Genomic DNA, 13,954 nt, shown 5'->3' on the forward strand with positions numbered 1-13,954 from the left:
GTCACTCCTCTTGTCGCAAGCTGCGGGCGAGCAGGGTGCGGGAGGGTTTCAGATTGCCGCCGAGATCCGGCCAGGGATGCCACTGGTCCGGCACCATGAAGCCGGGTAACGACAGCCTGATCCAGGCGGCCAGCTCGGCAGATGGTGCCGGTTCGCCGTGCCAGTCGATGAAGGCGGCGGGCCTATGCCCCCACTCGTCGCTCGGCATCGGCACCACCAGGGCCTGGGCCACGGCGGGGTGATCCACCAGCCGCTGCTCTATGGTCTCGGGCTGGATGTTCTCCCCCCCCGAGATGAAGAGGTTGTCGAGCCGCCCCTCCACCACCAGATCGCCCCCCGGAGTGAGGCGGCCCTTGTCCCGGGTGTGGAACCAGCCCTCTTCATCGAGGGGGCGCACCAGCTCGCCCTCCCTGAAATAGCCGGCAAACAGGGTCTCACCGCGCACGCAGATCTCCCCCTGGCGGATGCAGACCTCCCGCCCCGGCAGCGGGCGACCCACCACGCCGGCGGCGCAGGGTTGCCCGGTGCAGACCTGGCTGCCCATCTCGGAGAGGCCATAGCTCACCTTGGGCTCCAGCCCCAGAGCGGTCAGCCGGTTGACCAGGGGGGCCGGGATGGCGGCGCCCCCGAGCAGCAGCTCTCGCACCCGGGTGCGGGATGGGTCGAACCCCTGTGCCAGCAGGCGCCAGAGCTGGGTCGGCACCAGCGAGAGGTGGGTGATGGGCTGATCCTCGAGCCGCTCCCTGAGCGGGCGGCTGCGATCGTCCAGCACCAGGGCGGCTCCCGCCAGGAAGACCCGGAACAGGATGGCGTAACCGCCGACGTGAAACAGTGGCAGGGAGAGCAGCCAGCCGCAGGCTTCGTCCAGGGGGATCAGGGTGGCGGAACCCCGGGCCGAGGCGAGGTGGTTGGCGAGGCGGTGGACCACCGCCTTGGGGGTACCGCTGGATCCCGAGGTGAGGATCATGTTGTTCGGCTGGTCGGGTACCAGCGGGGACTCCCCATCTGCGGCCAGATCGCCCGTGAAGTCGAGGCTGAGGGCTTGCCAGTCGCCCGCCGGGATCTCGCCTGCCGACCAGAATGCCCGGGCCTCGAGCTGGCTCGCCAGTTCGCTGTGTCTGGTTGCCGGAAAGGCGGGATTGAGGGGGCAGAAGACGATGCCGCTGCGCACGCAGGCCCAGGCCAGCAACACATCCTCCAGAGCGCCGCGCACCACGGCGGCGAGATGATCTCCCCGTTCCAGCCCGGCCCGGGCGAGCTGATTGCACAGGCTGTTGAGGCGCAGGTCGAGGCGCTGGTAGCTAAGAGGCTCCCCGCTGTGGATGGCAATGCGATGAGGGGCCAGTGTCGCCCAGCGTCGTACCGGGCAGGTTTCTTGCCGTGGGATCTGACGGGTCACCATGGGTCAGTCACGGTGAAACAGGGGGTCCATCCTGCCCGGATCGGGTTGTCCCTGCTTGTCCAGCAGATCCCTGGCCAGCCAGCGGCGGGTATCGAGGCCAGGGGCCTGATCCGGCGCCCACTCCCCTGCGAGGCGGGCGAGCTGGCCGAGGCCGAGACCGGACTCGAAACAGGAGGAGACGATCACCTTGAGCTTCAGTTCGCGAGCGCGGGCCACCAGGGCCTCGCTGTTGGCCAGGGCGCCGAGCAGGGTCGGCTTGAGCACCAGGGCGCGCAGTTGCGGGATGGGCTCCCAGGGCTTGCCCTGGGCCAGCAGTTCGTCCAGCGCCACCGGCATGCCGGTGCGGCTGGCGACGAAGGCGATGTCCTCGAAGTCGGCGCACAGATCTTCGAGGTATTCGATGCGATTCGGATCCAGGTGGCCGCAGAAGGCCCAGGCCTCCTCGCGGGTCCAGCCCTGGTTGGCGTCCAGGACCAGCTTGAGGTTGGGGCGCCGATCGAGCAGTAGCCGGATCAGCGCCAGCTCGTCGCGCATGGGGTAGCGGGCCACCTTCAGCTTGGCCTTGAGGGGGGTCTCGTGCAGCCACTGCTTCCAGTTCTTGAGCAGCTCCTGGGGGGAGCCCTGGATCAGCGGATAGGGCTCGGGCAGGGGGGCACCCTGCTCGGGCCAGCTACGACGGGCGCAGTCGAGCCCGAACTGCACCGAGGGCAGCTGTGGCGTCGGGGTCTGTCCCCGCGCCAGCTGCGCCAAACAGTCGAGGGCCTCGGCCTGGGCGTCGGCCAGGGTCTCTTTGGAAAATCCTGGCAGGGGGGCTATCTCCCCCCAGCCATCGTCGATGCGTACCAGCAGGCCCTCGCGCGCTACCTGCAACTGACCGTGAAAGGCCAGGGGCTGGGTAAAGGGCAGTTGGTAGCGGTAGAGGGCGAGTGTCATCAGGGATTCCGCTTGTATTTGGAGAAGTCGGGACGGCGTTTCTCGTTGAATGCGTTGCGCCCTTCCTGACCCTCTTCGGTCATGTAGAACAGCATGGTGGCATTGCCTGCCAGCTCCTGCAAACCGGCCTGGCCGTCACAGTCGGCGTTGAGGGCCGCCTTCAGGCAGCGCAGAGCCATGGGGCTGTGTTGCAGCATCTCGCGGCACCAGCGCACGGTTTCACGCTCCAGCTCGGCCAGGGGCACGACGGTGTTGACCAGCCCCATGTCGAGGGCCTGTTTGGCGTCGTAGAGGCGGCAGAGGAACCAGATCTCCCGAGCCTTCTTCTGGCCGACGATGCGGGCCATGTAGGAGGCGCCCCAGCCGCCGTCGAAGGAGCCCACCTTGGGGCCGGTCTGGCCGAACTGGGCGTTGTCGGCGGCGATGGTCAGGTCGCACATCATGTGCAGCACGTGGCCGCCACCGACGGCGTAGCCAGCCACCATGGCCACCACGGGTTTGGGGCAGGTACGGATGTCACGCTGGAAGTCGAGCACGTTGAGGTGATGGGTGCCTTCATCGTCCTTGTAGCCACCGTAGTCGCCGCGGATCTTCTGGTCGCCGCCGGCGCAGAAGGCCTTCTCGCCGAAGCCGGTGAGGATGATGGAGCCGACCTTGTCGTCGTAGCGGGCATCGGCCAGGGCTTGCAGCATCTCTTTCACGGTACGGGGGCGGAAGGCGTTGCGCACCTGGGGACGGTTGATGGTGATCTTGGCAATGCCCTCTGGGGACTTGTGATAGAGGATGTCCTCGTAACCGGCGGAGCAGTCGTGCCACTCGACAGGGGCATAGAGCTCGGCTTCCGTCATTGCTTCAATCATGGATCTTCTCTTCTGGTTGGTGAGCCCACTCCCGCAGGAGCCGGGCAAAGGTATCGGGCTGGCTTGTGTGCAGATTGTGTCCGCCATCCAGAGCCAAGTGTTTGATATTGCAGCCTTGCTTTACCAACTGGCAAGCGAGGGCATGGAATTTGTGATCCCGGTTGCCGGAGACCCACTGCACCGGCAGCCGGGTATCCCGAAGCCAGGGGGCGAGATCCGGTTGCCGCCCCAGGGACGTGGCCCTCAGCATGGCGGCCACGGCCTTGCCGTCGTTGCCAAGGCGGCGTGCGGCCTGGCGGATGCGGGCATCGTCGTCCAGGTCGGCGAAGACGCCCTGGCGGTACCAGTCGGCAAGCACCCGGGTCAGGGGCTCGCACTCGAAACGCCGGGCCCAGGCTTCATCGTGAGCGATGCGGGCCGGACGCTCACCGGCAGGCAGCCCGGGGTGGCAGTTCTCCAGCAGCAGGGCCTGCAACCCCGCCGGGGTGTGGCTGGCGTGATGAAGCGCGAGCCGCCCCCCCAGCGAATACCCCACCAGCCGGTAGTGGGCGATATCCCGTGCGGCCAGCTCGTCGCAGAGCCAGCGATGGGCCTCGTCAAAGCCGCTCACCCGCAGTGCCCGGTTGCGGCCGTGGCCCGGCAGATCCAGGGCATGGCACGGGACGCCGGGCAGGGCCTGGATGACAGGTCGCCAGTCGTCGGCGTCCCCCAGCAGTCCGTGCAGCAGCACCAGCGGCACGGCGGGATCAGAGACCACGGATAGCGGCTCCCAGTGCCTTGAGATCCTCGGCGACTTCACTGCTCGGTACCTTGATTTCAATCAGGGTTACCCCGTTTTTCAGGGCTGCGGCATAGTCCCGCTCAAATGCGTCGAGGGTGGTGGGGGCCCGGTAGTGCAGGCCGAACATGGCGGCGGCGTGCTCGAAGTGCAGGCCGTGGGGCAGGCAGTAGTAGGTCTCCAGCAGGGCGTCCTGGGTGGGCACAGGCAGCATGCGGAAGATGCTGCCGCCGTCGTTGTTGAGCAGGATCACCACCAGGGGGCGGCTCCCCTTGCCGAGCAGCGCCAGGCTGTTGAGATCGTGCAGGGCACTGAGATCCCCGAGCAGCAGGGTGGTGGGCTCGCGACTGTCAGGCGGGACCGACTGTGCGAAGCCGTATGCGGTGGCGATAAGGCCATCGATGCCGGAGGCGCCGCGGTTGGTCATCACCCGGCTGGGGCCCTTGCCCACCTCGCCCAGCATGTCCATCAGCCGGGCCGGCATGCTGTTGCCGACGAACAACTGACCCTGGATGAGCTGATTCAGGCGGTGGCACACTCCGAGCTCCGAGAAGCGATCACAGGCGGTGCGGATTTGCTGGCTGATGACCTGCTGGCACGTGGCCAACTGGTGCCAGGGCTGCTGCGAATGGGGGATTGGATGGGCGGCCGCAAAGGCGGCGGGGTCGCACACCAGGCGACGGCGCAGCCGATAGTCGGGGTCGAGGCGTGCCGGCTGCGGGTCCACCAGCCAGTAATCTTGCCAGGGGTGTTGTTTGATGAACTGGCCGAGGCGCTTGGAGATGAGGCGGGCGCCGAATTGCAGCACTACCTCGGCGCGGGCCAGCTCGGCCACGAAGTCGCTGTGTTGCAGGGCGAGATCCGTGTGGACGAGGTTGCGATCATCGAAGCGGATCTGGCTTTGCAGATCCGCCAGCAGGGGCCAGCCGAGGCGGTCGGCCAGCTCGGCCACCGCCTTGCCTTGCACCGGATCCTGGATGCGTCCGGCGACGATGACACCGCGCTTGCCCTTCAGCTCCTCCCAGTCCGGCTGGGCGGGGCAGCCCGGCTCGCCCACCAGCCAGGGGCTCCAGGGCTTGGCCGAGTGCAGCCAGTCGCCGAGGGGCGCCAGGTAATCGGAAAAGTCCAGATAGTGGTCGCCGGGGTAGAGGGGCTCGGGGTACATGCAGTTGAAGTGCACCGGCCCCGGGGTGTGCGCCTGTCGGGCCAGGGCCTGATCCACCGAGCTCAACACGAAGGCCGCCGGAATGGTGGGAGTGGGGCTCGGCAGATTTTGCTGATAGACGGGGTAGCGACCGAAGATCCCCGGCTGATCGATGGCCTGGTTGGCCCCGTTGTCGATGAGCTCGGGTGGCCTGTCGGCAGAGAGAATGATGAGCGGGACCCCGGTGAGCTGGGCTTCCGCCACCGCGGGCCAGAGGTTGGCCACCGCGGTGCCCGAGGTCATGATCACCGCCACCGGGCGGCCGCTCCCCTTGGCCAGCCCCAACGCCATGAAGCCCAGACCCCGCTCGTCGAAGTGCAGATGGCGGCGAAAGCCCGGGTGGGCTGCGGCGGCCATGGTGAGCGGCGCCGAGCGGGAGCCGGAGGCCAGGGCGATGTCGCGTACGCCGAGGCGAAAGAGCTCTTCCAGCAAGAGGGAGGACCAGACATGGTTGAAGGTGGCGTGATGGCTGGCAAAGGCGTGATGCGCGGACACGTGGCTGGCGGACATGAAGCTCTCGCAGTGAGGAGTCGGTGAGAAACGCTATCCCAGCAGGGAGAGCACGTTGGCGATCTTGTTGTCGAGTTCGGCCCACTCGGCGGCGGGCTCCGATCCCGCCACTATGCCGGCACCGGCGAACAGGCTGATGCGTTGGCCCTTGATCCGGGCGCTGCGAATGGCGACGGAGAACTCCGAGGTCTCCCGGCTCAGCATGCCGCAGGCACCGGCATACCAGCCGCGATCATGGGGCTCGCATTCACGGATGAAGGCGAGCGCTGCCTCGCGGGGGGCGCCCCCCACGGCGGGAGTGGGGTGCAGGGCAGCCAGCAGTTGCCAGTCGCAGACGCCGGGTTTGAGCTCTGCCTCGATGTCGCACTTGAGGTGTTGCAGCAGCCGCAATTTCAGAATGCGCGGCTCGGTCAGGGTGGCATCGGTCGTGAGGGGGGCCAGGCGGCTGAGAATGTCGGCGTGAACCAGCCGGTTCTCCAGCCGGTTCTTGCTGTCGGCCAGCAGCTCGGCGGCCAGGGCCGCGTCGGTCGCCTCATCCCCGGAACGGCGAATGGTGCCTGCCAGCGCCTCGGTAAAGAGGTGGCCCTTCTCCCGGCGGTAGAGGCGCTCGGGGGAGCAGGAGATGAAGCTCTGCTCGGGGGAGAATTGGAAGCCGAAGTGGAAGCACTCCTGGGCGTGGCGGGCCCACTGTGTCAGCAGGGACCAGGGGCAGAGGGGCGCATCGTGCGCCTCGCTCTGGAGCAGACTCTCCCGCGACAGCACCACCTTGGGGGTGCGGGCCTGGAAGTCGGGGGCGGTGACCTGCTCCACCAGGGTCTGCCACTGGGCAGGGCCCGGCAGGTCCTGGCGCTGCCATGGCCGCTTTTGCAGGGCGGGCAGGGGGGCCTCGGGTTGCAGGGCATCGAGCGCCGCCTCGGCGGCGCAGAGTTCGGCTTCGAATGCGTGACCCTCTTCCCGGGCGGGCAGCCAGAGATTGAGGCAGAGGCTGGTGCACTCCCCCCGGCGTACCAGTTCGATACGGGGCAGCACGAAGCGGCAGGGGCCAAAACCCTGCCAGCCGGGCAGATCCGGGTCGAACGCCAGGCCACCGTAGTAGCGAGGGCTGTCTTCACTGGCCGTGCCGACAAGGTCGCAGACCCGCTGGATATCCTCCGGCCGCGTCAGCTCGTGGATGGCGCCAAGGGCCACGTACTCCGGGCTCTGTTGCACTCTGGCGCGCCAATAGATGCGGGGGTAGAGCGTCTGGGCCGCCAACCAGCCGGGAAAGACGTCGACGTGAGCGGCCACGCGCAGTCGCACGAAACCGCTGACAGTGCTGTGACGCAGGGCGTCCAGTTGTTGCTTGAGGTGGGTCTGAGCCAACATGGATGTCTAGTCTGAGCCGGATAATCGCGATCGCTCCGGGGGAGGATGGCGCAGGTTGATGCCAAAGGGCGACGATTTCCTATATATTATCTGCCCATTCGTCCATGTAAATTGCCCGGGGGAGCCGACGCCCCCGCGCAGCCAAGTATACCTAAATCCGGTTCGATAACCCTTAACACGATCAATATCTGATTGTTTGGCCATCACAATATGACAAATACCTTCTCTGTTTGGTTGCTGGCGGCGCGTTTGCGAACTCTGCCCCTGGCGTGCTCCTCCATCTTGCTGGGCTCGGGGCTGGCAGCCAGCCGGGGAGCGTTCGACGGCACCATCATGGGGCTCTCCCTGCTGACCGCCATCCTGCTGCAAATTCTCTCCAATCTGGCCAACGACTATGGCGATGCGGTCTCCGGTGCCGACAACGGGGAGCGGATCGGTCCCCAGCGCGCCGTGGTTTCCGGCCTCATCACCCGGCACCAGATGTGTGTGGCCATGGGGCTGACCGCCCTGGCGGCCGTGGTGAGCGGCCTCTCCCTGCTGGTCTGCGCCTTCGGGGAGGCGTGGCAGCAGATCCTGACGTTCATCCTGCTGGGGGGAGCGGCCATCGTCGCGGCCATCACCTACACGGTGGGCAAGAGCCCCTACGGCTATCGCGGCTTCGGGGACATCTCGGTGTTCCTGTTCTTCGGCCTGCTGGGGGTGCTCGGCTCCTACTACCTCTTCACCCATCGCCTGGAGTGGGACCTGTTGCTGCCCGCCACCGCCTGCGGCCTGCTGGCGACTGCCGTGCTCAACATCAACAACGTGCGGGACATCGAGACCGATGCCGCCAGTGGCAAGATCACCCTGGCGGTGCGCCTTGGCCGCAACCGGGCCATCGCCTATCACTGGGTCTTGCTGGGGGCGGCGCTGCTGGCGACCATCGCCTTCCTGCTGACTCAGCCTGCGAGCCTCTGGCCCTGGATCTTCCTGCCCGCCATGAAGCCCCTCACCGATGCCGCCCGCACCCTGCGAGAGAGTTTCGATGGCGAGGTGCTGACCGGCGCCCTCAAGAAGACCGCCATCAGCGCATTTCTGTTCAGCCTGCTGCTCTCCGCCGGGCTGGCGCTCACCTGAGGCCGACGCGTTTGGCAACAAAAAGGGCTCCCGAACGGGAGCCCTTTTTGTTGATGTGTCGACGCGTTGTTGTTTCATCAGACCGATGTGATGAGCGCCAGGGGAGGAGCATGCCGCCAGGCGAAGGATGATGCCAGGTGATGCAGACGACGAGGGCCCCCGACAGGGAGCCCTCGTGTGCATGAGGCGGGCTTGCCCCTGGGTCAGCTTGCCTGGGCCACGGCCGTGCGGCGAGAGAAGAAGAGACTGTCCAGCAGCCAGATGGCAACCATGGAGGCCCCCACCAGCGGGAAGCAGATCCCGAGCACGACCAGCACCGCGATGGCACCGCCCATGGGAGGCAACTTGGCGGGCAGGGGCGGGGCGGCGAGGCGACCACTGGGACGGCGGCTCCACCAGATCCAGAGCCCGCTCACCGAGCTTGCCAGAATCATCAGGCAGATGAGCAGCATGACGAGCTGGTGCGGCCAGCCGTAGAGCTTGCCCATGTGCAGCATGACGCCGGTTTCCACCGTCTTGGCGACCGGGCCGTAATCCTGCCAACGCACGTCGACCAGCACCTTGCCGCTGTATTGGTCGATGTGCAGGGTGGCGTCGTTGCGGGGATCATCGGCAAAGATGGCGATGGTATAGACGCCGGTTTCACCGACCGGGGGGGTGATGCTGTAACCCGGGCTGACCCCACGCTCGCTGGCGATGTCGACCACCTGTTGCAGCGGAATGCGATGGCTGGCCATGACCATGCCCTCGTGTCCGCCGCCATGGGTCATGGCGCTGTGATCATGGCTCTCTGCCGTGGGTTGGGAGCTCGGCATGGGCAGGGTCTCGGCCCCCCAGGAGACGGTCTGTTCGTGAGCCTGGTTGAGGCTGCGGGTGAGGGGAGCCGACTTGGGCACCTCGTTCCACATGGCCGCAGGGAAGCGGTTCCAGACATCGGCGAACTGGCCGCCCCAGAAACCGGTCCAGGTCATGCCCGTCAGCAGCAGCAGCAGCAGGAAACCTGCGCCCCAGAAGCCGACCACGGCGTGCAGATCACGCCACCAGAGACGGCCGCGCTGGTGCATTCTCGGCCAGAGGATGCCCCCCACACCCGGTCCCTTGCGGGGCCACCAGAGATAGAGTCCGCTGACGAGGAGCACGATTCCCCAGCCTGCGGCCAGCTCGATCAGGCGATCTCCCGTGGTGCCAAGCATCAGCTCCGCATGGAGAGCGCGCGCCACCGCCTGCAGGTTCCACTTGTTGTCCATGGTACCGAGCAGGGCGCCGTTCGCGGGATCCATGAAGAGGGTCAGCTCCTGCCCTTCACGCATCACGACTATCTGGGCGCTCGCGTCCGCTGCCACCGGGGGCAGGTATTTGCGCAGGCTGGCGTCCGGCATGGCGATGGTTGCCTTGGCCAGCAGCTGGTCGGCACTCAGGGTCTGGGTGGCGGGCGTCACCTTCATCAGCTCGGGGTAGAGCAGGTTGTCCAGCTGCGGTTTGAACAGATAGACGATGCCGGTGAGGGAGAGCAGGATCAGGAAGGGGGCGACGAAGAGACCGGCATAGAAATGCCAGCGCCAGATCCGTTGGTAATAACTTGCGTCTTGTTGCTTCATCGTTGTTCCCTGGGTGAACGCCAAAAGGTTTCAGTAGGTGGAATGTTTTGAGTGGCGCGGATAATAGCAGCAACGTTTTGTTAACTGCAACAGAACATGTCGAAGAAATGTACATTCCGCCACTGGGGTAAAAACGGGGGGTGAATGGCGCTTTCCGTTCACAATGCGGGGAGCTTCATGGACTTTTCGGGGATAAATTCTTACTTTGTGGCAACACAGGGCATATCAGCCGCAGCGAAGGACTCAAGGCAGGAGGTGAACGTGCAAGCACACGGCCATTTTGAGATGCAGCGACAAGGGCAACTGCTGATCTGTCGGCCGAGCGGCCCTTTCAACCTGGCAGGCGCCATGGCCTATGAGGGCAAGTTCAGCCAGCAGATAAGCCGTTTGCAGGGAGCCCCCTGGGGCATCGTCGAGGTCGCGACCGAGTTCGAGGCCGCCGGCCCCGAGGTGCTGGCCCGTTTTCGTCGCCAGTTCAACTGGTGCGCCACCCATGGCTGCGCCTTTCTGGCGGTGGTCATGATCGGGGATTTCAAACGTTATCTGGCGGATCACGTTTTCAGCGAGCTTCCCTTTCAGGAGGTGCGCTATTTCGAGGAGGAAGCGCAGGCCATCCACTGGCTGACACAGCGCCTCGAGGGGCTGCAAGGCAAGGAGATCCACGTCAGCACGGGTTGAACACCCCGGTTACTCCAGCCTGATGAACCACTTGTCCCGCTCGTCGAGGCAGTCGGGCTCCCCCATCTCGAATTCACGGCAGATAAGCGGCCGCACCTCGTAGATGCGACACATCATGGTGTTGCGGTCGAGGGCGGCGCACCAGCCATCTTCCAGTCTGTGCATCACGGGCACTTCTCCTTCCCGTTCCTCGATATAGCGGTCCGGCACGCCGGTGTCGGTGAAGAGCATCACCTCGAGGCGGCAGCAGCAGGCTTCGCAGTTCTGGCAGCTCACATCGCTCTGGATTGCTTGGGTCATGTCACCTGTCTTGCCGCATGGCGGCGAATGATATGAAACAGGCGCCTGTCAGGCGCCTGTGGTCTGGCTGGGGCGTGTGAAATACCTTAGCCCAGTTTGCGGGCACGGTAGCTGCGCCCCTTGATCTTGCCTTCCTGCAACCGCTTGAGGGCGGCGCTCGCCACCTGGCGCTTCACCGCCACGTAGGAGTACTGCTCGGAAATCTGGATCTTGCCCACATCGGCCCCGGCAATGCCGCCTTCGCCGGTCAGGGCGCCGAGGATGTCACCGGCACGCACCTTGCTCTTGCGGCCTGCATCGATGGAGAGGGTCACCATCTGCGGCGCGATCGGCTTGATGTCGCGGCCGATCCCGGCCAGGTCGCCCTGGGGAATGGGGGCCTGCTGGTACTCCTCGATGAAGTTGACGCGCTGGGCCTCGTTCGGCTGGTAGAGGCTCAGGGCCAGGCCCTGCTGGCCAGCGCGGCCGGTACGGCCGATGCGGTGCACGTGCACCTCGGGGTCGTAGGTGAGCTCGTAGTTGATGACGGCCCCCAGCTCCTTGATGTCGAGGCCGCGGGCCGCCACGTCGGTGGCGACCAGTATGGTGGCGCTGCCGTTGGCGAAGCGCACCAGCACCTGATCCCGCTCACGCTGTTCCAGGTCACCGTTCAGCGCCAGCGCCGAGAAGCCCTTGGCGGCCAGGTGATCGGCCACGTCGTTGCAGGCGCGCTTGGTGTTGCAGAACACCACGCAGGAGCCCGGTTGGTAGTGGCTGAGCAGCCAGGTGAGGGCATCGAGGCGCTGGCCGGCCGGCACTTCATACAGCTTCTGTTCGATGGCGCTCTCTTCATGCAGGGACTCCACGCTCACCTCCACCGGATTGCGCTGCACGCCGCGGCTCATCTGGGCGATCCCTTCCGGATAGGTGGCGGAGAAGAGCAGGGTTTGCCGGTCCCGCGGGGCGTGGCTGATGACCCGGCTGATGTCTTCACCAAAGCCCATGTCCAGCATGCGATCCGCTTCGTCCAGCACCAGCGTCTTGAGGTCGTCGAGCTCAAGGGTGCCCTGCTCCAGGTGCTTGAGGATCCGGCCCGGGGTGCCGACGGCGATGTGGGCGCCAAAGCCCAGGGTGGCGGATTGCGGTGCGGTCGGGGTGCCGCCGCACAGGGTCACCAGCTTGACGTTGGGCAGGGTACGGGCAAGACGGCGGATCTCGGTGGCCACCTGATCCGCCAGCTCGCGGGTCGGACAGAGCACCAGCGCCTGCACGGCCAGCCGGTTGACGTCCAGCTTGGCCAGCAGACCCAGGCCGAAGGCCGCGGTCTTGCCGCTGCCGGTTTTCGCCTTGGCGATCAAATCTTTGCCGTCGAGCACCAGGGGCAGGCTCTGGGCCTGGATCGGGGTCATCTGCAGATAGCCCAGGCTGGCGAGGTTGTCCTGCAGGGCGGAGGAGAGGTTCAGGCTGCTAAATTCGCTGTTGTTCACAAAAGGACTCTATGTCGGAAAACCAGAAATGGGGGGACGCGGTGCGCAAGGGGGCGCATCATACCAGAATGTGCCGCCGGATGCGGTGAATATTTGAACGGTTGGCGTCATGGGTTGCCGATGGAGGCTTCTGTCTGCGTTGGCGGGCTTGCGGTATGTAAAAAGAGCACAATGGAGCAGGGGGTGGTCATGGCCAGATCATGATGAATGGCGAGAAAACGTTTTTAATTAAACATGCCCTGGTGATGATGAGTCATCGGAGGATGCCATATGGGATATGGTCGTTATTCAATCTATATACGAATGAGGAATGAAATTAACAAATTGGCATAACTTATTGTTTTTGATTTATTTTTAACCTCATCCATTAACGATTAATAATCGTGTGTCATGGCAATTAATTTAAAAACGTTTGTATTATTTCGCATGCATATTTTTACCGCGGATTGTGATGATTCTCTGATTTTTAAATATGCAGTTCTTTATGATGGCGCCGGTCAAAAATAACAATTCAATGGGTGCTACTGGTATGGAATACGTTCATTTCGTGCTCGGACTCGTGATGGTCCTGGCATTGGCGTTGCTGGCAAACCGCCGCAACTGGAAACAGATCAAGCTGCGTTACATCGGCCAGCTGCTGGTGGTCGAGCTGGCGCTCGCCTGGTTCATGCTCAACTCCGAAGTGGGTCTGGCGGTGGTGGGTGGCTTTGCAGCCGGCTTCACCAAGCTGATGGAGTTTGCCAAGCAGGGGACCGACTTCGTGTTCGGCGGTCTGGTCAACGAAGGGGCTTTCTCCTTCTTCCTGATGGTGCTGATGCCCATCGTCTTCATCTCCGTGTTGATCGGCATTTTGCAGTACATCCGTCTGCTGCCCATCGTCATTCGTGGCATCGGCACCGTGCTGGCCAGGATCAACGGCATGGGCAAGCTGGAGTCCTTCAACGCCATCAGCTCCATGATCGTCGGTCAGTCCGAGAACTTCATCGCCCTCAAGAACATACTGCCGCACTTGAACGAGAAGCAGATGTACACCCTGGCGGCGACGGCCATGTCCACCGTCTCCATGTCCATCGTCGGTGCCTACATGCAGCTGATCGAGCCGCGCTACGTGGTGGCCGCGCTGGTACTCAACATGTTCAGCACCTTCGTGGTGCTCTCCCTCATCAACCCCTACGAGCCCGACAACACCGTGACCGATGCCAAGGCGCTGGCCGAGGGTGACGAGCACCACACGCCGAAGAAGGAGAACTTCTTCGAGATGCTGGGGGAATACATCATGGCCGGTTTCACCGTGGCGGTGATCGTCGGTGCCATGCTGGTGGGCTTCATCGCCCTGATCGCCCTCATCAACTACCTGTTCGAGGCGGCGTTCGGCGTCAACTTCCAGCACGTCATGGGCTACATCTTCTATCCCGTTGCCTGGATCCTGGGCATCCCGGGCAGTGAAGCGCTGCAGGCCGGCTCCATCATGGCGACCAAGCTGGTGACCAACGAGTTCGTGGCCATGATGGATCTGGGCAAGATTGCCGCCGAGCTCTCCCCGCGCACCGTCGGTATCCTCTCCATCTTCATGGTGTCGTTCGCCAACTTCAGCTCCATCGGCATCATCGCCGGTGCGGTGAAGGCGCTCAACGAAGAGAAGGGCAACATGGTCTCCCGCTTCGGTTTGAAGCTGGTCTATGGCTCCACCCTGGTGAGCCTGCTTTCCGCCGTTATCGCCGGTGTGATGATCTAGGTCCTCCCC

General features: G+C 64.6%; 12 protein-coding genes. 3 read left to right on the plus strand and 9 right to left on the minus strand.

From position 1 onward, the window contains the following. Position 1: 1 nt before the first annotated feature. The 6 genes from menE to PG879_RS10375 are packed head-to-tail and all read right to left on the minus strand — an operon-like array spanning position 2 to position 7,052. Positions 2 to 1,402, minus strand: coding sequence for an o-succinylbenzoate--CoA ligase (gene menE, locus PG879_RS10350; RefSeq protein ID WP_270830138.1), 1,401 nt, complete (start codon positions 1,400 to 1,402; stop codon positions 2 to 4). Positions 1,403 to 1,405: 3 nt separating this feature from the next. Then, the gene (menC, locus tag PG879_RS10355; RefSeq protein WP_041212276.1) at positions 1,406 to 2,335 is read right to left on the minus strand and encodes an o-succinylbenzoate synthase; all 930 of its coding nucleotides are present in this window, start codon (positions 2,333 to 2,335) and stop codon (positions 1,406 to 1,408) included. Further along, entirely contained in the window at positions 2,335 to 3,195 is an 861-nt protein-coding gene (gene menB / locus PG879_RS10360; protein WP_039039779.1) for a 1,4-dihydroxy-2-naphthoyl-CoA synthase, read from the minus strand. The genes menC and menB overlap by 1 nt, the downstream gene beginning before the upstream one ends. Next, positions 3,188 to 3,952: a 2-succinyl-6-hydroxy-2,4-cyclohexadiene-1-carboxylate synthase gene (gene menH, locus PG879_RS10365; protein WP_270830139.1), complete on the minus strand. Its 765-nt coding sequence runs from the start codon at positions 3,950 to 3,952 to the stop codon at positions 3,188 to 3,190. Before menH ends, menB begins: the two co-directional genes overlap by 8 nt. Further along, entirely contained in the window at positions 3,942 to 5,687 is a 1,746-nt protein-coding gene (menD, locus tag PG879_RS10370) for a 2-succinyl-5-enolpyruvyl-6-hydroxy-3-cyclohexene-1-carboxylic-acid synthase (protein WP_270830140.1), read from the minus strand. Before menD ends, menH begins: the two co-directional genes overlap by 11 nt. Before the next feature lie 33 nt (positions 5,688 to 5,720). Next, the gene (locus PG879_RS10375; protein ID WP_270830141.1) at positions 5,721 to 7,052 is read right to left on the minus strand and encodes an isochorismate synthase; all 1,332 of its coding nucleotides are present in this window, start codon (positions 7,050 to 7,052) and stop codon (positions 5,721 to 5,723) included. 210 nt (positions 7,053 to 7,262) lie between these two features. On the opposite strand from PG879_RS10375, the gene PG879_RS10380 reads away from it, so the two are divergent. Beyond that, complete coding sequence (locus tag PG879_RS10380; RefSeq protein WP_039039775.1) at positions 7,263 to 8,168, plus strand: 1,4-dihydroxy-2-naphthoate polyprenyltransferase; 906 nt, start codon at positions 7,263 to 7,265, stop codon at positions 8,166 to 8,168. 203 nt (positions 8,169 to 8,371) lie between these two features. Here the strand turns inward: PG879_RS10380 and PG879_RS10385 are convergent, their stop codons facing one another. Further along, the gene (locus PG879_RS10385) at positions 8,372 to 9,766 is read right to left on the minus strand and encodes a PepSY-associated TM helix domain-containing protein (protein WP_103858688.1); all 1,395 of its coding nucleotides are present in this window, start codon (positions 9,764 to 9,766) and stop codon (positions 8,372 to 8,374) included. A gap of 285 nt (positions 9,767 to 10,051) precedes the next feature. Between PG879_RS10385 and PG879_RS10390 the strand changes: the two genes are divergently transcribed. Beyond that, positions 10,052 to 10,444 (plus strand): hypothetical protein, encoded by a 393-nt coding sequence (locus tag PG879_RS10390; RefSeq protein ID WP_200164893.1) that lies wholly within the window; start codon positions 10,052 to 10,054, stop codon positions 10,442 to 10,444. Positions 10,445 to 10,453: 9 nt separating this feature from the next. Here the strand turns inward: PG879_RS10390 and PG879_RS10395 are convergent, their stop codons facing one another. Next, a complete protein-coding gene (locus PG879_RS10395; protein WP_039039772.1) occupies positions 10,454 to 10,744 on the minus strand; it encodes a YkgJ family cysteine cluster protein in 291 nt (96 codons plus the stop codon). Positions 10,745 to 10,830: 86 nt separating this feature from the next. After that, a complete protein-coding gene (gene dbpA, locus PG879_RS10400; protein ID WP_124812998.1) occupies positions 10,831 to 12,210 on the minus strand; it encodes an ATP-dependent RNA helicase DbpA in 1,380 nt (459 codons plus the stop codon). Between the two features lie 529 nt (positions 12,211 to 12,739). On the opposite strand from dbpA, the gene PG879_RS10405 reads away from it, so the two are divergent. Continuing rightward, positions 12,740 to 13,945 (plus strand): NupC/NupG family nucleoside CNT transporter, encoded by a 1,206-nt coding sequence (locus PG879_RS10405; RefSeq protein WP_041214374.1) that lies wholly within the window; start codon positions 12,740 to 12,742, stop codon positions 13,943 to 13,945. The last annotated feature ends 9 nt before the right edge of the window (positions 13,946 to 13,954 follow it).

This window comes from Aeromonas sp. QDB63 (genome assembly GCF_027707425.1).
Taxonomy (GTDB): Bacteria; Pseudomonadota; Gammaproteobacteria; order Enterobacterales; family Aeromonadaceae; genus Aeromonas; species Aeromonas caviae.

Excerpts from the sequence above, each read along its gene's own strand:
- menD (WP_270830140.1), bottom strand. The coding sequence starts at position 5,687 with ATGTCCGCCAGCCACGTGTCCGCGCATCACGCCTTTGCCAGCCATCAC.
- PG879_RS10395 (WP_039039772.1), bottom strand. The coding sequence starts at position 10,744 with ATGACCCAAGCAATCCAGAGCGATGTGAGCTGCCAGAACTGCGAAGCC.
- PG879_RS10390 (WP_200164893.1), top strand. The coding sequence starts at position 10,052 with ATGCAGCGACAAGGGCAACTGCTGATCTGTCGGCCGAGCGGCCCTTTC.
- menE (WP_270830138.1), bottom strand. The coding sequence starts at position 1,402 with ATGGTGACCCGTCAGATCCCACGGCAAGAAACCTGCCCGGTACGACGC.
- PG879_RS10405 (WP_041214374.1), top strand. The coding sequence starts at position 12,740 with ATGGAATACGTTCATTTCGTGCTCGGACTCGTGATGGTCCTGGCATTG.
- menB (WP_039039779.1), bottom strand. The coding sequence starts at position 3,195 with ATGATTGAAGCAATGACGGAAGCCGAGCTCTATGCCCCTGTCGAGTGG.
- PG879_RS10380 (WP_039039775.1), top strand. The coding sequence starts at position 7,263 with ATGACAAATACCTTCTCTGTTTGGTTGCTGGCGGCGCGTTTGCGAACT.
- menC (WP_041212276.1), bottom strand. The coding sequence starts at position 2,335 with ATGACACTCGCCCTCTACCGCTACCAACTGCCCTTTACCCAGCCCCTG.
- PG879_RS10385 (WP_103858688.1), bottom strand. The coding sequence starts at position 9,766 with ATGAAGCAACAAGACGCAAGTTATTACCAACGGATCTGGCGCTGGCAT.
- PG879_RS10375 (WP_270830141.1), bottom strand. The coding sequence starts at position 7,052 with ATGTTGGCTCAGACCCACCTCAAGCAACAACTGGACGCCCTGCGTCAC.